The 20,752-nt window shown below is 65.5% G+C and carries 19 protein-coding genes; 2 read left to right on the plus strand and 17 right to left on the minus strand.

What is annotated here, in order from left to right:
- Positions 1-4: 4 nt before the first annotated feature.
- From NX778_RS11035 to NX778_RS11070, 8 genes are all read right to left on the minus strand, one after another.
- A complete protein-coding gene (locus NX778_RS11035) occupies positions 5-1,333 on the minus strand; it encodes a putative porin (RefSeq protein WP_258811795.1) in 1,329 nt (442 codons plus the stop codon).
- Between the two features lie 20 nt (positions 1,334-1,353).
- Positions 1,354-2,553: a cytochrome-c peroxidase gene (locus tag NX778_RS11040; RefSeq protein ID WP_258811796.1), complete on the minus strand. Its 1,200-nt coding sequence runs from the start codon at positions 2,551-2,553 to the stop codon at positions 1,354-1,356.
- Positions 2,554-2,657: 104 nt separating this feature from the next.
- Positions 2,658-4,103: a phage tail sheath family protein gene (locus NX778_RS11045; RefSeq protein ID WP_258811797.1), complete on the minus strand. Its 1,446-nt coding sequence runs from the start codon at positions 4,101-4,103 to the stop codon at positions 2,658-2,660.
- A 29-nt stretch (positions 4,104-4,132) separates the two neighbouring features.
- Positions 4,133-4,903 (minus strand): enoyl-CoA hydratase, encoded by a 771-nt coding sequence (locus NX778_RS11050; protein WP_258811798.1) that lies wholly within the window; start codon positions 4,901-4,903, stop codon positions 4,133-4,135.
- Positions 4,904-4,984: 81 nt separating this feature from the next.
- On the minus strand, positions 4,985-6,181 hold the full coding sequence (locus tag NX778_RS11055; protein ID WP_258811799.1) for an acetyl-CoA C-acyltransferase: 1,197 nt from the start codon (positions 6,179-6,181) through the stop codon (positions 4,985-4,987).
- Between the two features lie 13 nt (positions 6,182-6,194).
- Positions 6,195-8,612: a 3-hydroxyacyl-CoA dehydrogenase/enoyl-CoA hydratase family protein gene (locus tag NX778_RS11060; protein ID WP_258811800.1), complete on the minus strand. Its 2,418-nt coding sequence runs from the start codon at positions 8,610-8,612 to the stop codon at positions 6,195-6,197.
- 109 nt (positions 8,613-8,721) lie between these two features.
- Entirely contained in the window at positions 8,722-10,512 is a 1,791-nt protein-coding gene (locus NX778_RS11065) for an acyl-CoA dehydrogenase C-terminal domain-containing protein (RefSeq protein WP_258811801.1), read from the minus strand.
- A gap of 36 nt (positions 10,513-10,548) precedes the next feature.
- A complete protein-coding gene (locus tag NX778_RS11070; RefSeq protein ID WP_258811802.1) occupies positions 10,549-11,151 on the minus strand; it encodes a TetR/AcrR family transcriptional regulator in 603 nt (200 codons plus the stop codon).
- Positions 11,152-11,382: 231 nt separating this feature from the next.
- Between NX778_RS11070 and NX778_RS11075 the strand changes: the two genes are divergently transcribed.
- A complete protein-coding gene (locus NX778_RS11075) occupies positions 11,383-11,934 on the plus strand; it encodes a hypothetical protein (protein WP_258811803.1) in 552 nt (183 codons plus the stop codon).
- 150 nt (positions 11,935-12,084) lie between these two features.
- On the opposite strand, the gene NX778_RS11080 is transcribed toward NX778_RS11075, so the two are convergent.
- The 8 genes from NX778_RS11080 to NX778_RS11115 all read right to left on the minus strand — a co-directional run bounded on the left by NX778_RS11080 (position 12,085) and on the right by NX778_RS11115 (position 19,163).
- Positions 12,085-12,462, minus strand: coding sequence for an RNA-binding S4 domain-containing protein (locus NX778_RS11080; RefSeq protein WP_258811804.1), 378 nt, complete (start codon positions 12,460-12,462; stop codon positions 12,085-12,087).
- A 12-nt stretch (positions 12,463-12,474) separates the two neighbouring features.
- Complete coding sequence (gene clsB, locus NX778_RS11085; protein ID WP_258811805.1) at positions 12,475-13,635, minus strand: cardiolipin synthase ClsB; 1,161 nt, start codon at positions 13,633-13,635, stop codon at positions 12,475-12,477.
- Between the two features lie 4 nt (positions 13,636-13,639).
- On the minus strand, positions 13,640-14,455 hold the full coding sequence (locus tag NX778_RS11090; RefSeq protein ID WP_258811806.1) for an endonuclease/exonuclease/phosphatase family protein: 816 nt from the start codon (positions 14,453-14,455) through the stop codon (positions 13,640-13,642).
- A gap of 73 nt (positions 14,456-14,528) precedes the next feature.
- Positions 14,529-14,987, minus strand: coding sequence for a dihydroneopterin triphosphate diphosphatase (gene nudB / locus NX778_RS11095; protein ID WP_258811807.1), 459 nt, complete (start codon positions 14,985-14,987; stop codon positions 14,529-14,531).
- A gap of 69 nt (positions 14,988-15,056) precedes the next feature.
- On the minus strand, positions 15,057-16,850 hold the full coding sequence (gene aspS, locus NX778_RS11100) for an aspartate--tRNA ligase (protein WP_258812169.1): 1,794 nt from the start codon (positions 16,848-16,850) through the stop codon (positions 15,057-15,059).
- Between the two features lie 44 nt (positions 16,851-16,894).
- On the minus strand, positions 16,895-17,482 hold the full coding sequence (locus NX778_RS11105; RefSeq protein WP_258811808.1) for a DUF502 domain-containing protein: 588 nt from the start codon (positions 17,480-17,482) through the stop codon (positions 16,895-16,897).
- Between the two features lie 44 nt (positions 17,483-17,526).
- On the minus strand, positions 17,527-17,772 hold the full coding sequence (locus tag NX778_RS11110) for an FmdB family zinc ribbon protein (protein ID WP_258811809.1): 246 nt from the start codon (positions 17,770-17,772) through the stop codon (positions 17,527-17,529).
- Between the two features lie 422 nt (positions 17,773-18,194).
- Positions 18,195-19,163: a DMT family transporter gene (locus NX778_RS11115; RefSeq protein WP_258811810.1), complete on the minus strand. Its 969-nt coding sequence runs from the start codon at positions 19,161-19,163 to the stop codon at positions 18,195-18,197.
- A gap of 98 nt (positions 19,164-19,261) precedes the next feature.
- Here NX778_RS11115 and NX778_RS11120 point away from each other — a divergent pair, with 98 nt between their 5' ends.
- On the plus strand, positions 19,262-20,155 hold the full coding sequence (locus NX778_RS11120) for a LysR substrate-binding domain-containing protein (RefSeq protein WP_258811811.1): 894 nt from the start codon (positions 19,262-19,264) through the stop codon (positions 20,153-20,155).
- Here NX778_RS11120 and NX778_RS11125 read toward each other — a convergent pair whose 3' ends face one another.
- Complete coding sequence (locus tag NX778_RS11125; RefSeq protein ID WP_258811812.1) at positions 20,156-20,752, minus strand: class I SAM-dependent methyltransferase; 597 nt, start codon at positions 20,750-20,752, stop codon at positions 20,156-20,158. It lies immediately after the preceding gene.

Below are 20,752 nucleotides of genomic sequence, written 5' to 3' on the forward strand. Positions count from 1 at the left end.
CACCTCAATAAGCAAAGCCGACGCCGAGGTTGACCCGGTCGCGCGATTTATCGTCGGCGAATTTCTGGTAATCGGCCTTCAGCACCACGCCCTGCCCGACCTTGAAATTGGCGCCAACGGTGGACACGCGCTGGTTCGGCCCGGTCGCGACGCCCAGCCCCGCCGGCATCGCACCGTAGCTGCGTGCGGTATTGAAGCTTTCGTAGCGGGCGAAAGGACTGAGCACGTAGTCGCCTGACTGCCACAGCTGGTAGGCGGCCTGCAGGTACCAGCCCGCGAAGCTGCTCGGCACCGGGGTCGGGTTGCCGACGAAGGTGGCGTTGAGTGCGCCGGTGTCGCTGATGCGGCCGTAGGCCCACAGCGCCGACAGGTCCCACGCACCCGGCGTGTAGCGGGTATGCAGGTCCACCAGGCTGACGCGGGCGTCCTGCGCCGCGAAGCCTTCGGTGGCGTGGCCGGCCTTGCCGGTGAAGACCGAGCCGCCCACCAGCAGGCCCGGATAGCCGCGCCAGTTCAGCGCGCCGTGCAGCGCCAGGTTGCGCGCCTTGGCGACCTGGCCTTCCTGGTGGATCGAACCGAGCGGCGACTCGCGGCCTTCTTCCGAAGCCGGGTCCCACTTGGTGAGGTCGAAGCCGGTGGTCACGCCCGCGTCCCAGGTGTAGCCTTCGCCGAATTCACCGGTCAGGCCGATGCCGGCCTCGCGCCAGGTGGTGGGGATGATCGCGGTCTCGACGAAATTGCGCTCGACGCCGTAGTAGGCGGTTGGCTCGTGGGTCTGGTTCAGCAGGCCCACCGGCATCAGGAACAGGCCGGCGCGGGCGCGCAGGCCGCCGCCGAATTCACGCTCCACGTACAGCTGCTCGACTTCGGATTCGCCCTGGTCGCTGGCCGACACCACCGCGTGTTCCCATTCGAATTCGGACACGATCTTGGTGCGCTCGTCGAAGCGGTGCTGGAAGCCGATCACGGCGCGCCGCACATCGGCCTGCGCGCCGCTCGCGTTACGCACCGGGCGGTTGTAGTTGATCTCGCCGTAGCCGATCAGCACGGTGGACGGCTGCTCGCTCGCGGGCGCGGCGGCGGCCACGGCTGCCGGTGCGCTGGTCGCGACCGGCGCCGGCGCCGGTGCGCCAGGAGCCGGTGCTGCGGGCGCCGGCGCGGTTTGTGCCGATGCCGCCTGCGCCTTCTGCGCCGCCAGCTCGGCCTTCAGCTGCGCCAGTTCCGCGGCCAGCTGCTCGACACGCTTGGCCAGGTCGGTTTCCTGCGCGAGCACCGAGGCCGGGGCGGCCAGGAAGGCGGCGGCCAGTGCGACGCTGATCAGTTTTCTTTGCATTGTTCTTCTCCGTTCGATAGTTAAAGTTTGTAGCCGTCGGTGAGCGAGCCCAGGAATTGGACAAGGTCGGCAATCTCGGTTTCATCCAACGCCGGCATCATGCCGGGCTGGCGGTTGTACGGGCCTTCGGCGGTGTTCACGTTCTTGCGCAACTGCGGCGGCAGGTCGTTGAATTTCTCGGCCACGCCGTTCGCGCCGACCGGGTACCACTCCTCAGGATTGGTATCGCGCCGCACGTAGAAGCGCACGACATCGGTCAAATTGGTGAAGTAGCCGTTGTGGAAAAAGGACTTTCTGGTCGCGACGTTGCGCAAGGTCGGCACCTTGAACGCTCCGCAAAGGTCCTGGCGCGCGCTCAAGTCCGTGCGATCGGGGCCGCACAGGCCGAGGTCGAAGTAGGCGGGATCGGCGGTGGCCGGAATGCGCGGGTTGCGCGGCACGCCCAGCGCGTCGAAGCTGAAGTCGGTGAACAGGGGAGCGCTGCCGTCGCTACCGCGCGCGCCTGGATGGCAGGCCGCGCAGTTGCCCTTGGCCGGATTGTTGAACAGCGCCAGCCCGCGCAGCTCGGCGTCGTTCAGCATCACCTTCCCGGCCAGGAACAGGTCGTACTTGGAATCGAAAGGATGGAAGCGCGGGTCTTCCTTCTCGAACTGCTGCAGCGCGAACTGCATGCGGCTGAAGGCCTGCTCCGCATTGTCGAAGATGGCCGCGCCGAACACGCTGCGGAACTGGTCCGCGTAGGCCGCCTTGCTCAGGCGAGCGACCGCGTCGGCCTTGCTGGCGTTGGCCATCTCGTGCGGCGCCAGCAGGGGGCGCTCGGCCTGGTCCTGCAGCGTGGCAGCGCGGCCGTCGCGGTTGAAGCCGCCGACCGGCGTGCCGTCCGCTTCGAAATGGAAGGCCGGCGTCTGTTGCATGTAGCGCAGCGAGGGCGAGGCGCGGAAACCCGCCACGATGCCGTCCGGCCCGCCCAGCGGGATCGCCAGGCCATCGCTGGGGCCGTGCGCATTGTCCGGATTGTGGCAGCTGGCGCAGGACTGCTTGCCGGAGGCCGACAGCGACACATCGTTGAAAATCTTCTCGCCCAGCGCCGCGCCTTGCGACAAGGACGACAGGAGCTCAGGCTGCGGCGAGGCCGCCGTACCGCCGCCACCGCCGCCGCATCCGGCGAGCAGCACGGCAGCAAGCGCGGCCAGCAGCTTCCCAATCCGGACAGGTTTCATGTTTATTAAGAACGAAAATCTAAATGAGAATGATTCTAATTTAAGATAAACATTGGAGCAATAGCATGTGGCGGGGTTGCCACGATTCTGCTGGTTCGGGGAGCTCAGGACACGGCCATTTGCTGCTGGAAGGTCATCACAATGAATTCGGCCGGACGCACGAGGGCGACCTTGACCGAGACGTTCATGTAGCCGTCCAGCAGCTCGTTCCCGCTCATGGTCGAGCCCAGGCCGACAGCGACGCTGAAGGCATCTTCTGGTTTGGCGCCCATCAGCGCACCCTGTTGCCACTGCACGGTCAGGAAGTTCCTGATCATGCTGTTCACCGTCGCCCATGTATGCACGTCGTTCGGTGCGAACACGTAGGCTTGCAGCGCTGTCTTGATCGACTGCTCCAGCATGATCGCGGTGCGGCGTACGTTCACATAGCGCCAGTCGTCGCTGTTGCCGTCGAGTGTACGCGCACCCCAGACCACCATCCCGCGGCCGGGCAGCACGCGGATCGCGTTGATCGCCATGCCGTTGAGCGGAACGTTCAATTCTCCCTGCTGCACGTTGTCGATGTTCACGGCCGGCGAGACCGCCGAGTTGATTCCGGTGTTCGCGGGTGCCCGGTACACACCCATGTTGTTGTCGATCCGCGTGTAGACGCCGGCCATGGCGCCGGACGGCGGCAGGAGGTTCAGCGCCTGCCTGATCGCGTTCATCGCGGCCCGGTAGGCGGGCAGCGCGGCCGCCAGCGCCCTGTGCGTGTCCGGCACCATGGAAGGCTGCGATATCTTGCCGATCAAATCCTCAAGACCGGTCAAGCCGGCGGCGCTGGCCTGACGCTTCAGCCATGTGGCCAGCGCCGGCTTGCTCTCATCGCTCACCCGGGTGTAGTCGATGGCGCCATCCGCCAGCAAACTGGTATTGAGCCACGGGTAATAAGCCACGCCGTAGTTGAGGAAGCCGCTGCTCAGGCTCCAGAAACCCTTGTCGCCCGAGATGACGTCGTCAGGGCCATTGGTGCGCGGCTTGAAGCCATCGAAGACATCGAAGATGCCGATTCGGCTCTGCATCTTGCCGCAGTGCGCCAGCACCGCCTCCGCCACGCTGTTGGCGGCCGCGCCATCGGCCAGCAGCATGGCGTCCGGGATCACGACCATGGTCGGATCAAGGAACTTTTCGAGCGCAAGCAGCGGTGCTGTCAGTTGTTCCGCATTGGCCGCTGCGCTGTAATCGCCGGCCGAGACGATGTAGCAAGGCCCGCCGCCGTTGTCGAAAAACAGGCGCAGGCTCAGGTAGAGGAAGAACTGGCCAACCGGGGCGCCCAGCGTCCCGTCCTCGTTGAAGGTGATCCGGGTGTCCGGCGCGCCGCCGAAGTAAAGCTCGTACTCGGCGAGCGATGAGATCGGGGTCGGCACGCCAGTCAGGTTCTGCTGGCCGGATTGGGCCTTTTCAGTGTAGCCGATGAAGGCCGGCACCGCCGTCGCCACCTCCACGACCGAATTGGGAAAGGCGTTCTCCTCCACGACGTAAACACCCGGTGTCTTCAGCTGTGTGGCCATGGACGCGCCCTCCTTTTTTTAAGATCGGCTCAGTCGAATTTCGAAAAGTCCGGCTTGCGCTTTTCGAAGAAGGCGGTGAATGCCTCCTTCGCTTCCGCGCCCTGCAGCATCGCGGCGAACTGCTTGCTTTCAAACGCCAGCGTGTCGTCGATGGCCTGCTGGCGCGGTCGCTTCATCAGCGATTTTGTCATGCGGATCGAGGCCGCCGGCAGCGCCACCAGCTTGGCCGCCTGCTGGCGCGCAAAGGCGGGCAGCTCGGCCACCGGAAGCACTTTCGACACCAGCCCCATCTCGTACGCTTCCTGCGCGCCGAATGCTTCGCCGAGCAGCAGCTTCTCGGCCGCACGCGGATAGCCCGCCAGTTGCGGCAGCAGCAGCGAGGATGCGAACTCCGGGCACAGGCCGAGCTGCGAGAACGGCAGCGAGAACTTCGCATTGTCGGCGCAGTAGACCAGGTCGCAGTGCAAGAGCAGCGTGGTGCCGATGCCGATCGCGGCGCCCGACACCGCGGCCACCACCGGCTTGCTGATGCCGGAGAGCGCGCGCATGAACTGGAACACCGGACGGTCTTCGCTCATCGGCAGCGCGGCGGATTTCAGGAAGTCCTCCAGGTCGTTCCCGGCCGTGAAAATCTCCGGCTTGCCGGTGATGAGCACCGCACGCACCGCCGTGTCGCGATCGGCTTCGAATAGCGCATCGGCCATCGCCTGGTACATCGCCGAGGTGATGGCGTTCTTGCGCTCGGCGCGATTGAATTCGATGGCCAGGATGCCGTCGGCCTTGGTGCTCAGGATCTCCATGCGCTTCTCCGTTTCTTGTTCAGTTGCGACGAAGGGTGGGTACGGTTGCCCGCCCCACCCTTCGTCCTTGTCGCGTCTTGATTACACGCGTTCGATGATGCCTGCCGCGCCCATGCCGGCGCCGACGCACATCGTCACCATGCCGTACTTGAGATGATTGCGGCGCAGTGCGTGCACCACGGTGGCCGCGCGAATCGCTCCGGTCGCGCCCAGCGGATGGCCCAGCGCGATCGCGCCGCCCATCGGGTTGACCTTGGACGTATCGAGGCCGAGGTCGCGGATCACGGCCAGCGCCTGCGCGGCGAAGGCTTCGTTCAGCTCGATCCAGTCCATCTGGTCCAGCGTCAGGCCGGCCGCGGCCAGCGCTGCGGGAATCGCGAACTTCGGGCCGATGCCCATGATCTCGGGCGGCACGCCGCGCACCGCGAACGAGGAGAACTTCGCCAGCGGGGTCAGGTTGTGCTCCTTGAGGATCTTCTCGCTGACGACGATCAGCGCACCGGCGCCGTCCGACATCTGCGAGGAAGTCGCGGCGGTGACGCTGCCCTTGGCCGCGAATACCGGCTTGAGTTTGGCCATCGATTCGATGCTGGCGTCGGCGCGCGGGCCTTCGTCCAGGTCCACGGTGCGGCGCTTGACACTGATCTCGCCGCTGCCCAGGTCCGGCGTGCGGGTGACGATCTCGAACGGCGTGATCTCGTCCTTGAAGAAGCCGGCCTGCTGCGCGGCGATGGCGCGGCGGTGCGACTCCAGGCCGAATGCGTCCTGGTCTTCGCGCGACACCTTCCACTGCTCGGCCACCTTCTCAGCGGTCAGGCCCATGCCGTAGGCCAGGCCGACGTTGTCGTCCTCGAACACGCGCATATTGATCGACGGGTGGTGGCCCATCATCGGCACCATCGACATCGACTCGACGCCGCCGGCGATCATGACGTCGGCTTCGCCCACGCGGATGCGGTCGGCGGCCATCGCCAGCGCGGTGATGCCCGATGCGCAGTAGCGGTTGACGGTGACGCCGCCCACGGTCTTGGGCAGGCCGGCCAGCACGACGGCCTGGCGCGCCACGTTGAAGCCCTGCTCCGCCTCGGGGAAGGAGCAGCCGACGATGGCGTCGACGATCACGTTCGGGTCCAGGTTCGGCACCTGGGCCATCGCGCCGCGGATCGCGCCCACCAGCAGGTCATCCGGGCGGGTCCTGTTGAACATGCCGCGCGGCGCCTTGCCGATCGGGGTGCGGGTCGCCGCGACGATGTATGCGTCTTGAAGTTGTTTGCTCATGTTGGTCGTCCTGTTAGTTGCGCACCGGTTTCCCGTTCTGCATCATGCCCATGATCCGCTCCTGCGTCTTCGGATTCGCCAGCAGCGCGATGAAGGCGCGGCGCTCCATGTCGAGCAGCCACTGCTCGGACACATAGCTGCCCTGGTCGATGTCGCCGCCGGTCACGATCTCGGCGATGGTGTCGCCCAGGTGGTAGTCGTAGGCGGAGATGAAGCCGCCGTCGCGCATATTGACCAGCTGGCCGCGGATGGTTGCCCAGCCGTAGCGGCCGGTCACCTGCACCGGACGGCGCAGCGGCGGACGGTAGCCGGCGTCGAACATCGAGCGCGCGGTGGTCTTCGCCACGTGCAGCAGTTCGTACACGTTGAAGACGATGACGTCGTCTTCCTTCAGGTAGCCCATCGCCTTCGCTTCCAGCGCCGACTTCGACACATTGGCCATCGCGGCATTGGTGAAGCCGACCTTCAGGAACTGCAGGATGTCGTTGCCCTTGGCTTCAGCGAAGGCGCGCACCGCGCATTCCTTCAGGCCGCCGCCAGCGGGGACCAGTCCCACGCCCACTTCGACCAGGCCGATGTAGGATTCCAGCGCTGCCACGCGTTTGGACGCATGCAGCGACATCTCGCAGCCGCCGCCCAGCGCCAGCCCGGCCACCGCGGCGACCACCGGGATGTTCGCGTACTTCATCGCCATGTACGTGTCCTGCAGCTCGCGCACCAGCGGCTCCATCGCTTTCGCGCCGCCGGTCATGAAGGCCGGCAGGGCCGATTGCAGGTCGGCGCCGGCCGAGAAGGCGCCGCCTTCCATCGAGTCCGGCTGCCAGATCACCAGGCCCTTGAAGTTCTGCTCGGCCTCCGCGATCGCGCGGCGCAGGCCCTTGGTGACGCCATCGCCGATCACGTGCAGCTTGGTCTTCGACGAGAAGATCAGCACGTCGTCGCCGGTATGCCACAGGCGCACCGATTCGTCTTCGAACACGGTTGTGCCGAAGGTCTTGGGATCGGCGCCGCCGCCGCCCGCTACCTTCGCGCGGAATTCCTGGCGCTGGTACACCGGCAGGCTTGACCTCGGCACATAGGTCTTGCGGCTCGGCGAGTACGAGCCTTCAGGCGTGTGCACGCCCTTCTCGCTGACCGGCGCTTCGAACACCCAGGCCGGCAGCGGCGCATTGCACAGGGCCTTGCCGGCGTCGATGTCTTCCTTCACCCACTGCGCGACGGTGCTCCAGCCGGCCGCCTGCCAGCTCTCGAACGGACCGGTGCTCCAGCCGAAGCCCCAGCGCATCGCGAAGTCGACGTCGCGCGCGTTGTCGGCGATCGATTCGAGGTGCACGGCGATGTAGTGGAAGGCGTCGCGGAAGATCGCCCACAGGAACTGCGCCTGGGGGTTGGTCGACTCGCGCATCGCCTTGAATTTCTTGACCGGGTCCCTCTCCTTCAGGATGCGGCCGACGATGTCCGCCGCCTTGGCGCCGCCCGCCACGTACTCGCCGGTGGCGAAGTCGAGGCGCATGATGTCCTTGCCGACCTTCTTGTAGAAGCCGGCCTTGGATTTCTGGCCCAGCGCGCCCTTCTCGATCAGTTGCGCCAGCACGGCCGGGGTCTTGTAGATGCCGAAGAAGGGATCGTCCTGCAGGTTGTCCTGCATGGTCTTGATCACGTGGCCCATGGTGTCCAGGCCGACCACGTCGGCGGTGCGGAAGGTGCCGGACTTGGCGCGGCCCAGCTTGGCGCCGGTCAGGTCATCGACCACGTCGACCGACAGGCCGAACTTCTCGGCTTCGTGCATCGTCGCCAGCATGCCGAAGATGCCGACGCGGTTGGCGATGAAGTTCGGCGTGTCCTTGGCGCGCACCACGCCCTTGCCCAGGGTAGTGGTCAGGAAGGTTTCGAGCTGGTCGAGGATCTCCGGGCGCGTGGCCGCGGTCGGGATCAGCTCCACCAGGTGCATGTAGCGCGGCGGGTTGAAGAAGTGGACGCCGCAGAAGCGCGACTTGAGCTCGTCGTCGAAGCCATCGGCCAGCGTGTTGATCGACAGGCCCGAGGTGTTCGACGCGAAGATCGCGTGCGGAGCCAGGTGCGGCGATACCTTCTTGTACAGGTCGTGCTTCCAGTCCATGCGCTCGGCGATCGCCTCGATCACGAGGTCGCAGCCGGCCAGCAGGTCCAGGTTGTCTTCGTAGTTGGCGGCCTGGATCAGGTCCGCGTCATCCTTGTTGCCCAGCGGGGCCGGGGACAGCTTCTTCAGGTTGTCGATGGCGCGGAGGACGATGGAATTCTTTTGAGCGGCGCCGCCGGAGCCTTGCTCCGGCTTGGCCGGCAAATCGAACAGCACGACCGGCACCTTGGCGTTGACGCAATGCGCGGCAATCTGCGCGCCCATCACGCCGGCACCCAGCACGGCGACTTTCTTGACGATGAAATTGGACATAGTTTGTCTTCCTCAGGTAGCCGTCGTTCCCGCGCAGGCGGGAACCCATACGTCGCGTTACCAGACGCTCAGCATGGGTCCCCGCCTGCGCGGGGACGACGTGATGGTGTTAGAACAGCTCTGCGTCAAGCGCCAGCAGGTTGGATGCGCCGGAGCGCGCCTGGCGGATCAGCATCGCGGTCTCAGGGTACAGGCGGCCGAAATAGAAGCGCGCCGTGGCCAGCTTGGCTTCGTAGAAGCGGTCGCCCGAATCCTTCTTCTCCAGCGCGATCTTCGCCATCTGCGCAAAGAAGTAGCTGAATACCAGGTGACCCACCACGCGCAGGTAAGGCACGGCCGCCGCGCCCACTTCGTCCGGGTTCTGGAAGGCCTTCATGCCGATTTCCATCGACAGCTTGGTGACCTTCTCGCCCAGTTCGCCCAGCGGCGTGATGAACTCCGACAGTTCTTCGGACAGGCCGTTGTCCTCGACGAAGGCGCGGATCTTCTCGCCGAACTTGCGCAGCTTGGCGCCGTTGTCGAGCAGGACCTTGCGGCCCAACAGGTCCAGCGACTGCACGGTGTTGGTGCCTTCGTAGATCATGTTGATGCGGGCATCGCGCACATACTGCTCCATGCCCCACTCGGCGATGTAGCCGTGGCCGCCGTAGACCTGCAGCGCTTCCGAGGTCGCGATCCAGCCATTGTCGGTGATGAAGGCCTTCACGATCGGCGTGAGCAGCGCGACTTCATCGGCGGCATCCTTGCGCGCGTCTTCGTCCGGGTGCGACAGCTCGCGATCGATTTGCAGCGCCACGTAGGAGGTCATGGCGCGCGCGCCTTCGGCATAGGCTTTCGCGGTCAGCAGCATGCGGCGCACGTCCGGGTGCACGATGATCGGGTCGGCCGGGCGGTCCGGCGCCTTCGGGCCGGACAGGCTGCGCATCTGGATGCGGTCCTTGGCGTACACCAGCGCGTTCTGGTACGCGACTTCGGTCAGGCCGAGCGACTGCATGCCGACGCCGAGGCGCGCCGCGTTCATGAAAACGAACATCGCTTGCAGGCCCTTGTTCGGCTGGCCGATCAGCCAACCCTTGGCGCCGTCCAGGTTCATCTGGCAGGTGGCGTTGCCGTGAATGCCCATTTTCTCTTCGATTGCGCCGCAGGTGATGCCATTGCGCTCGCCCGGCTGGCCGTCCGCGTTGGGCAGGAACTTCGGCACGATGAACAGCGAGATGCCCTTCGAGCCTTCGGGCGCGCCCGGCAGGCGGGCCAGCACCAGGTGCACGATGTTCTCGGACATATCGTGTTCGCCGGCCGAGATGAAGATCTTGGAGCCGGTGATGCTGTACGAGCCGTCGGCCTGCGGCTCGGCCTTGGTGCGCAGCAGGCCCAGGTCGGTGCCGCAGTGCGCCTCGGTCAGGCACATGGTGCCGGTCCATTCGCCCGACACCAGCTTGGGCAGGTAGACCTTCTTCTGCTCGTCCGAGCCGTGCTCCTTCAGGCACTCGTAGGCGCCGTGCGACAGGCCGGGATACATCGACCAGGCCTGGTTGGCCGAATTGAGCATCTCGTAGAAGGAGTTATTGAGCGCCACCGGCAGGCCCTGGCCGCCGTACTCGGGATCGCACGCCAGCGCGGCCCAGCCGCCTTCGACATACTGTTTATACGCTTCCTTGAAACCCTTCGGCGTGGCGACCTTCCTGGTCTCCTTGTCGTAGTGGCAGCCTTCGCGGTCGCCGCTGTGATTCAGCGGGAACAGCACTTCCTGCGTGAACTTCGCACCCTCTTCCAGCACCTGGTTGATGATGTCGGCGTCGATTTCCTGGTAACGCGGCAGGTTCTTGAATTCCTCGCCCACGTTGAGCAGTTCATGCAGCACGAACTGCATGTCCCGGATTGGCGCGACGTACTGACCCATGTTGATCTCCTGATGTTTTGTTGACTGGCGCGGCGCTCAGCCGCCCTGGTTGGGATTGCGGTAATTTTCGATCAGCCGCTCGAAGCCGCGGCGGGCGCGCTCGATCGCGCCGGGGATGCGCAGGAAGCGCGCGTCATGGTGCAGGGCGAGGATCAGGCCATACATCTCGTACACCAGTTGCTGGGCATCGGTGCCGGCTTTCAGGTCGCCGCTGTCGATCGATTGCTGCACGCCGCGCAGCAGCGCGCTTTGCCAGGCCTGCACCATCGCCACCAGCTGCTCGCGGATCGGGCCCGGGCGGTCGTCGTATTCCACCGCGCCGCTGATGTAGATGCAGCCGGATGCGATCTCCACCGACACCCGTTTGACCCAGCGTTCGTACATCGCCTCCAGGCGCGGCAGGCCGCGTGGCTCCTGGATGCTGGGATAGAACACCTCCTGCTCGAAGCGCTGGTGATAGAGCTTGATGACTTCCATCTGCAGGTCTTCGCGCGAGCCGAAATGCGCGAACACGCCGGATTTGGACATGTTCATCCGGTCGGCGAGCACGCCGATGGTCAGCCCTTCCAGGCCGTCGCGGCTGGCGAGCTGCAGCGCCACGTCGAGGATGGCGGCCCGCGTCATCTCGCCCTTGCGCATGAATTTGGTCGAAGTGCTAATAGCAGTACCCGTTTTTAAGGATCGAAAAAAATCCGAACGCTCGTACTATTATCTACCAGCCGTGAAATGTCAAACGAGAACTTTAGAGCTGAGGTTCTACTAGGTGGGACGGTCTTGCATCGACTCAAGATAACATGAAAACATCTTGGTACGGCGCGTTGCCGGCGCGACAGCAATTACTGCGTGGTAACATCCCGGCAGGAGAAAAACATGACCAGACAAACCCTTGCCGCCCTGCTTTGCGCAGTGGCTTTAACCGCATGCACCTCTGCCACTGTGCGGAAGGCGGAGGCGGAATATCAGCAAAGCCGCGTCGCCTACGGCGCCGTGGTGGCCGTCAAGCCGGCCGATATCGCCGGGCAGTGCGCCAGCATGCCGCATCCGTCGTTCGCGCCGGTGTGCAATAGTCCGGCCAACTATGACCAGGCGCGGGTCGCCGTGTTGAACAGCACCCGGATGGTGTCGGGCTGGGTGTTCGTGCCGAAGGACTGGAAGGTGCGGTACGGCGCGATCGTGAAGCTGGATCCGTATGGCACGGTGGTCGCGACCGAGCTGGCCGCCGCCCAGCAACGCCGCGGCTGCGAGTGGAAAGGCTACGAGCTCGATAAGGTGACCGGCAAGGACCGCCTCTCCATCGCGGAAGGCGTCGCCACCGGGCTGCTGATCCTGCCATCGCTGGCAGTCACGCTGGACGATTCCTTCCACGAAGGCGGCGTCGAATGCGACGGCTGGTCGTTCAGGAAGCTGCTGCACTACAGCTAAGCGCATTTCAGATAATAGAGAACGTCGTTCCCGCGCACGCGGGAATCCCATTTTGCACGCGCACCGCATCAATCAAACGTAGCGGTTTGCGTGAGAAATGAGGTTCCCGCTTTCGCGGCAACGACGGTGACTATTTAACGCCGCCGCGCATTATTCACCGCCGGCGCGGTCGATCGCTCTTCTATCACGCTTGGTCGGCCGGCCCTTGATACTGGTGCCCGGCTCCGGGAACAGCCGCCGCGCCTCCTGGTCGCGCTCGCGCCGCACCACGCTTTCCTCGGTTTCGCTATACAAGGTGCGCGCCACCGGCGCCGGGCCGCGCACGTCCGACAGCGCCTGCACCACCACCTCCCAGCGGTCCGCGCCATTGTCGATGGCGATCTTGTCGTTCACCTTCACCGCGCGCGCCGGCTTCACCGGCTCACCGCCGATGCGCACCCGGCCGCGGTCCACCGCGTCCGCCGCCAGCGAGCGCGTCTTGAAGAAGCGCGCCGCCCACAGCCATTTGTCGATCCTGACGTTATCCATTTCCTTCTTCCTTCAAGCGTAGCCGACCGCGAACAGCCGCATCGCCAGCTTGTACAGCCGGTACGCCACGCCATAACTCGTGCGGCGGCACCAGCCCAGTTGCCTCATGTCTTCCAGCGCGACCGGCACCGCGTCCAGCAGGCCGCGCTCCACGTGCTTGCGCACGGTAGCAGCGAACACGGGATCGCGCACCACCACGTTCGCCTCCTGGTTCACGAACAGCGACAGCCCGTCGCAATTGCTCGATCCAACCGTGGCCCAAGCCTCGTCCACCACCGCCACCTTGCCGTGCAGCTGGGTCTTGCGGTACTCGTAGATCTTCACGCCCGCCATCAGGAGGCGCGGATAGAACGAGTGCGCGACCATGTCCTGCAACCTGAATTCGCCGACGCCGATCACCAGCCGCACGTCGACACCGCGGCGCGCCGCCTGCATCAGCGCTTCGCGCAACTTGCGGCCCGGCGCGAAGTAGGGGTTCGCCAGCAGCACGCTGCGGCGCGCGCGGCCGATCGCCTGCAGGTAAGCGCGCTGGATCGTGCGGCGGTGGCGCAGGTTGTCGCGTACCACGAACGCGGCCAGCATCGGCCGCTCGCCCGTCCCGATCGGCTGGCGCCGCATCTCGCGGAACAGGCCGATCCGGCGCACCAGGTTCATGTGGCCGACGCGTGCCCACTGGGCCTGCGCCTCGCGGTGGACGTGGGCCACCAGCGGCCCGCGCACCTCGACCGCGAAATCCCAGCGCGGCGCCGGCAGCGGCTTCTTCGGATCGTAGTCGCAGAACCAGTCGTCGTTGACGTTGATGCCGCCGACGAAGGCCAGCTCGCGGTCGATCACGGCGATCTTGCGGTGGCTGCGCGCCACGCCGCGCCGGAACCAAGGGTTGAAGATGCGGTAGTGGACGCCGCCTTCCAGCAGCGCCATGCCGAGCCGCGACGCGACCCGGCTGCCACTGCCGAACCAGTCCACGATCACGCGCACCTTGACGCCGCGGGCCGCGGCCCGCAGCAGCGCGTCGCGCACCGCGTTGCCGACCTTGTCCTCGGCCCAGATATAGGTCTCGAAGAAGATATCGTAGCGCGCCGCATCGATCGCCGCGATCAGCGCCGGAAAAAAGGCGATGCCGCTTTCGAGAAGGGTGATGTCATTGGCGGCTACATACGTCAATGAACGCATGGGGCTATGACAATTCCAGGTTGGCGACGATCGGCGCGTGGTCGGACAGCCTGGCCCACAGCGTGCCGTGCAGGACCTGCGCTTCCGCGACCTTGAAGCCGCGCACGTAGATGCGGTCGAGGCGGAACCAGGGCAGCGCGGCCGGGAAGGTGCGGGCCGGCCGCAGCCGCGTTTCGCGCCCCGCCAGGCTGCGCACCAGGTCACCCAGCGCATTGCGCGGCGAGAGCGAGTCGAACACTTCGGTCACACCGAGCTCGCGGCGCAGGCGGTCCGATAGCGTGTTGCGCCAGTCGTTGAAGTCGCCGGCGATGATGACCGGTTCGCCCTTGGGCGCCGATTCGTGCACCGCATCGATCAGCGCCTGCGCCTGGCGTCCGCGGCTGCCTTCGAACAGACCGAGGTGCACCACGTAGCAGTGGACCTGGCCGGAGGGCGTGTCGAGCACGCAGTGCAGGATGCCGCGCTGCTCGTAGGCGTGGTCCGAGATGTCGGTGTTGCGCGTGTTTTCGATCGGGAACGCGCTGAGCAGCGCGTTGCCGTGGTGGCCATGGTCGTACACCGCGTTCATGCCGTAGGCCGAATGGTGCGACTCGCCGGCGAAGAATTCATGCTGGGCCGATTCCGGCCAGTGGCGACGGTGCGCCTGGTCGTTGGTGCCATAGCGCGCCTGGATGCGGTCATGGCGGCCCTGCACCTCCTGCAAAAACACGATGTCGGCGTCGAACTGCGCGATGGCTTTTTTCAGGGCAATGACCCGTGGCTGGCTGCGCAGCGAAGTCACGCCTTTGTGGATGTTGTAGGTGGCAACCCGAATCTTCATGGGAATATTCTAACCCCATCAGTCCGTGTCGGGCCGGAATCACCGGGCAATCGTGCGAGATGAGCGGGCCGGCTCAGTCGGCCTTCGGCGGGTAGTGCCGGGGCAATTGCAGGACGGCTTCCGCGTTGGAGGACGAGAAGCAGCGGTCGGCCGCTTCCAGCAGGGGCAGCCAGGCGTATTGCGTGTGTTCGCGCGGACTGAGGATGACCGGGATGTCGCGCGGCACGCAGACCGAGAACACGTGCTCGGTGTTGTGGGTGACACCGGGCGCGTAACGGTGGCGCCAGGTCTGGTAGATCTCGTAGATGTTGGACAGGTGCCAGTCGATGAGGCGGATGCGCTCGCCGTCGGCGACGATGCCGGTTTCCTCGAACAGTTCGCGGGTCGCAGTCTCGATCAGCGGCTCGTCCGGGCGGTCCAGGGAGCCGGTCACCGACTGCCAGAAGCCGGGCCGGTCGGCGCGTTCGATCAGCAGCACTTCGAGGTCCGAGGTGTGGATTACGACGAGGACGGATTCGGGGATTTTGTGCATCTTGTCGTTACATGCAAAAAGGGCCGCGTTTGTTCAACCCGGCCCTTTTCTTTTTCAACTCACAGCGATTCAAGCAACTTTCTGCTCAGTGCGCAGGCGGATGTGCAGCTCGCGCAGCTGCTTCTCGTCGACTTCCGACGGCGCGCTGGTCAGCAGGCACTGGGCGCGCTGGGTTTTCGGGAACGCGATCACGTCGCGGATCGACTCGGAGCCGGTCATCAGCGTGATCAGGCGGTCCAGGCCGAACGCGAGGCCGCCGTGCGGCGGCGCGCCGTACTGCAGCGCGTCGAGCAGGAAGCCGAACTTGGCGCGCGCTTCCTCGGCATTGATCTTCAGCGCGCGGAACACCTTGCTCTGCACTTCCTCGCGGTGGATACGGATCGAACCGCCGCCCAGCTCCCAGCCGTTCAGCACCATGTCGTAGGCCTTGGCGATGCAGGCGCCCGGATTCGTCTCCAGCATGTCCTCGTGGCCGTCCTTCGGCGCGGTGAACGGGTGGTGGGTCGCGGTCCAGCGGTCGTCTTCCTCGTCGTACTCGAACATCGGGAAGTCGATCACCCACAGCGGCGCCCACACGTCGTCGAACAGGCCGGCCTTCTTGCCGAACTCGGAGTGGCCGATCTTCACGCGCAGCGCGCCGAGCGCGTCGTTGACGACCTTCGCCTTGTCGGCGCCGAAGAAGATCAGGTCGCCGTCCTGGGCGCCGGTCAGTTCCAGCACCTGGGCCAGGGCGTCATCCGACAGGTTCTTCACGATCGGCGACTGCAGGCCGTCACGGCCCTTGGCCTTCTCGTTGACCTTGATGTAGGCCAGGCCCTTGGCGCCGTAGATCGCCACGAACTGGGTGTAGGCGTCGATCTCCGAACGCGGCATCGCACCGCCCTGCGGCACGCGCAGGCCGACCACGCGGCCGCCGGCCATGTTGGCGGCGCTGTTGAAGACCTTGAACTCGACCGACTTCATCACCTCGGTCAGTTCGGTGAATTCGAGCTTGACCCGCATGTCCGGCTTGTCCGAGCCGTACTTGCCCATCGCGGTGGCGTAGTCCATCACCGGGAACGGGTTCGGCAGGTCGATGCCGCGCGTGGTCTTGAACACGTGGCGCATCATGTCTTCGAACAGGTCGCGGATCTCCTGCTCGGTCAGGAACGAGGTCTCGCAGTCGATCTGGGTGAATTCCGGCTGGCGGTCGGCGCGCAGGTCTTCGTCGCGGAAGCACTTGGTGATCTGGTAGTAGCGGTCGAAGCCGGACACCATCAGCATCTGCTTGAACAGCTGCGGCGACTGTGGCAGCGCGAAGAAGTGGCCGGCGTTCACGCGCGACGGCACCAGGTAGTCGCGCGCGCCTTCCGGGGTCGACTTGGTCAGCATCGGGGTCTCGATGTCGATGAAACCGAGCGCGTCGAGGTAGTTGCGGACGGCCATCGAGACCTTGTAGCGCAGGCGCAGGTTGTCCTGCATCTGCTGGCGGCGCAGGTCGAGCACGCGGTGGGTCAGGCGGGTGGTCTCGGACAGGTTGTCGTCGTCCAGCTGGAACGGCACCGGCACCGAAGGGTTCAGCACTTCCAGGCCGGTGGCCACGACTTCGATCTTGCCCGACTTGAGGTTGGCGTTGATCGTGCCCTCCAGGCGCGGGTTCACGGTGCCGGTCACGCGCAGGCAGTATTCGTTGCGCACGTGCTCGGCGGCCTTGAACACCTCGGCGTTGTCCGGATGGCAGACCACCTGCACCAGACCCTCGCGGTCGCGCAGGTCGATGAAGATCACGCCGCCGTGGTCGCGGCGACGGTGCACCCAGCCGCACAGGCTGACAGTTTGGCCCAGCAGTTCTTCGGTCACGAGGCCGCAATAGGTGGTACGCATGGAGGACATATTATTTTCTATCCAGGTTGGTTGATTCGTTGAATTCATTCGGGGGCGACGACGCCCATCGAGACGATGTACTTGAGCGCCGCGTCCACCGTCATGTCCAGCTCGACGACCTTGCTGCGCTCCATCATCAGGAAGAAGCCGGAGGTCGGGTTCGGCGTCGTCGGCACGTACACGCTGACGTAGTCGCCCTGCAGGTGGTTCTTGACGTCGCCGCCGGGGGTGCCGGTCAGGAAGGCGATGGTGTGCGATTCGGCGTGCGGATACGGGATCAGCACGGCCTTGCGGAAGGCGTTGCCGTTTGACGAGAACAGCGTGTCCGACACTTGCTTGACGCTGCCGTACAGCGAGCTGATCACCGGGATGCGGGCCAGCAGGCGCTCCCACTGGCGCAGCACGAAGTTGCCGATCAGGTTGTTGGTGAACAGGCCGATCAGGAACACGACGGCGATGGTCAGCACCGCGCCCACGCCCGGCAGGTCGAAGCCGATCAGGTGGCGTGGCTGCCAGGCTTCCGGCACCAGCAGCAGCGACTGGTCCAGGGTGCCGATGACGAGGTTCAGCACCCAGGCGGTGATCGCCAGGGGAACCACGACCAGCAGGCCGGTGATGAAATATTTGCGCATCGTGTTCTCGTTATGTTCGGCGGCCGCACTGCGCGGCCGGCGTTTTAGTCACTGCTGGCGCCGGTCTTGGCCGACTGTTCGGACGAGCCGCCGCCGGACGACGAAGAGCCGCCACGGAAATCGGTCACGTACCAACCGGTGCCCTTGAGCTGGAAGCCGGCCGCGGTGATCTGCTTCTGGAAAGCCGGTTTGCCGCACGAGGGGCAGGCGGTCAAAGGCGCGTCCGAGATTTTTTGCAGCACATCTTTGGAAAACCCGCATTCAGCGCAGCGGTAGGCGTAAATCGGCATGGCAGGTACTCCGCAAAAATCTTCAAAAACCCTGAATTATAAAGCCTTTACAGCTTCAGTTGCCGATATGGGGGCGAATTCCCGAGTTCAACAGACTTCGGGGTTTGTGCCCATCTGTTGTTTTTCGACCGCACGATCGTACGATCCATTTGCCGCAGGTCAACGCGCATGCTTAAATAGCATGATTCGACGCACGCAGCGAGGGGCAACCCAAACGCGGCCAAGAGTGAAGAAACAGAAGCGTTGCGCGATGCTGGACATCGACGCATGTCGTACAAAAACGACCGAATTGAAAGCCCGCGGACCGCGGGCTTTTTTTTGTTCCGCGTCTTCAAACAACGTCGTTCCCGCGCAGGCGGGAATCCATGGACCGCGTGTCTGGACGCTCAGCATAGGTCCCCGCCTGCGCAGGGACGACGGTTTTAGGCAAACAATTTCGCGGGCTTGGCCGGCTCGGCCGCAGGCACCGCGGCCCTGGGCTTCGGCTTGAGCCGCGAGACGCCGAACATCACCAGCGCCAGGCCGCCGATCTGGGCCACCGACATCGGCTCCTTCAACAATACCCATGAAGCTAGCATGGTTAATGCCGGCCCCAGGCTTCCGATGGCCGCCGCCTGCGCCGCGCCCATGCGCTGGATCGCCAGCGCCATCCAGTACACGGGCAGCACCGTGGACAGCACCGCCATCAGGCCGGCGTTCCACCACACCGCCTTCGGCAGCGCGGCCAGCGCCGCCGGATGCCCGGCCAGCAGGAAATGCGCGAGCACCATCAGCGCCGAGGCCGCGCCGGCCAGTCCCGACAGCCGCATCGAGCCGATGCGGACGATCATCGCGCCGGTGCCGAGGTAGTAGCAGGCATAGGTCACCGCGCTGGCGAACACCCAGGCCGCGCCGACCCAGACCGCATGCCCATGCCCGGCCTGGCTCAGGTCGTGCATGAAACCGATGCCCAGGCCCACGTAGCAAATCACCATCGCCTGCACGGTGGCCGATGGCGGCAGCTTGCGCACGATGAAAGTCTGGAACACCAGCACCAGGGTCGGGTAGGTGTACAGGATCAGGCGCTCCAGCCCGGAGCTGATGGTTTCCAGCCCATAGAAATCGAACAGGCTCGACAGATAGTAGCCGACCGCGCCCAGCGCCGCGATGGCCGCGCCGTCCTTCCACGTCAGCCGGCCGTGGCCATTGCCGCGCGCCATCCAGACCAGCCAGCCGAACAGCGGCAGCGCGATGCCCATGCGCAGGGCCAGCAGGGTCAGCGCGTCGACCGGACCGGCGGCGTAGCCCAGCTTGACGAACACCGCCTTGAGGCTGAAGCCGGCGGCGGAAAGAATCGCGTACAGGCGGCCATCCCCTGCCCACTTGCCCATCGTTGAACGCAAGAATTCCATGATATTCCTGAAGAAAAGCTTGAGCCTTATTCTGGCGCGAAGCAATCTTCGCTAGAATGCCTATTTTGTGGACTCACCCTTCGCGTCAGGAGAAGGCTTTGCATTTCGATCTCGTGGATTTGCGCCTGATAGTGGCGATTGCCGATGCGGGCAGCCTGAGCAAGGCGGCAGCTGCCTTCCCGATCGCCCTGTCGGCAGCCAGCAACCGCCTGCGCCGCTTCGAGGAGCAGTGCGGCGTGGCCGTGTTCGCGCGCGGCGCCGACGGCATGACCCTGACGCCGCCCGGACGCCTGGTGCTGGACCGCGCGCGCAAGGTGCTGGCCGAGGCCGAGCACCTGAACGAAACCCTGCGCGAGCTGACCGGGCAGCGCCGCGTGGCCCTGCGCCTTGCCGGCACGACCGTGGCCAACAGCACGTTCCTGCCCGCCGCGCTGGGCCCCTTCCTGGCCGACTACCCGCAAGTCGACCTGCAGCTCATCGAGCGCAACAGCCCGCAGGTGCTGGAGGCGGTGCAGGCGCGGGAAATCGATATCGGCGTGCTCGACGGCACGGCAGCGAACCGCGAGGTCATCACCCTGCCCTTCCGCGACGACCGGCTGGTACTGCTGGTGCCGGACGGCCATCCGCTGGCCGAGCGCGGCCAGGTCAGGCTGAAGGACGCGCTGGTCTATCCCTTCGTCTGCCTGCCGCCCGAGCGGGCCATGCAGCGCTTCATCGAGAACATGGCGATCCGCAATGAACGGCCTTTGCAGATCCGGGTGCGTGCGCCCAGCTTCGACGCCATCATCGAACTGGTGGCGCAACAGGCGGGCATCGCGATGCTGCCGGAGACGGCCACGCGCCGCTACGGCGTCGGGCTGCCGGTGCGCCAGGTGCTGCTGGCCGACAATTGGGCCAAGCGCGAGCTGCGCATCTGCATCCACAGCTGGAATGCGCTGTCGGTGCACGCGCGCCAGCTGCTGGCTTACCTGACGCCGGAGACGCCGGCCTGATCAGCGCCGGCGCCAGGTCATCCAGCGTTCCTTGCCCGCGAACACGGGAATGGAATCGGTGACGGCGGCATCCGCGATGCAGTCGAAATGCGGCGCCAGCAAGGCGTCCAGTTCCGCGATGGTGGTACCGAACGGCGGCCCCTTGGGCGCATCGTCGACATAGAAGAAGCCGGCCAGCAGCCCGCCCGGCGGCAACAGTTCCGCCCAGCGCGCCGCGACCTGCGGCCACATTGCGCGCGGCATCGCGCACAGGAAGGCCCGTTCGTAGATGCATTCGAGCGGACGCGGCGGCTGCCAGGCGAAAAAGTCGGCGAGTTCGACGCGCTCGCGCCACTTGCCGGCCACCACCTTGCCCGCCTCGACGGCGGCCGGCGAAAAATCGATGGCCAGCGCGTCCCAGCCGGCCTCGCACATGCAGGCCAGCTCGAAGGCGCTGCCGCAGCCGGGGATCAAGGTGACGAGCGGCCGCGGCGCCGTGTCGACAAAGGCGCGCAGCGCCTGTGGCACGCCGCCCCGGTCCCACGGCGTGAAGCCATGCTGGAAGCGCTCGTCCCAGAATGCGGGCGCGCGCGGGTCGCGGTTGGAGAAAGCGGGCAT

This window comes from Massilia terrae, assembly GCF_024753145.1.
Lineage (GTDB): Bacteria > Pseudomonadota > Gammaproteobacteria > Burkholderiales > Burkholderiaceae_D > Telluria > Telluria terrae.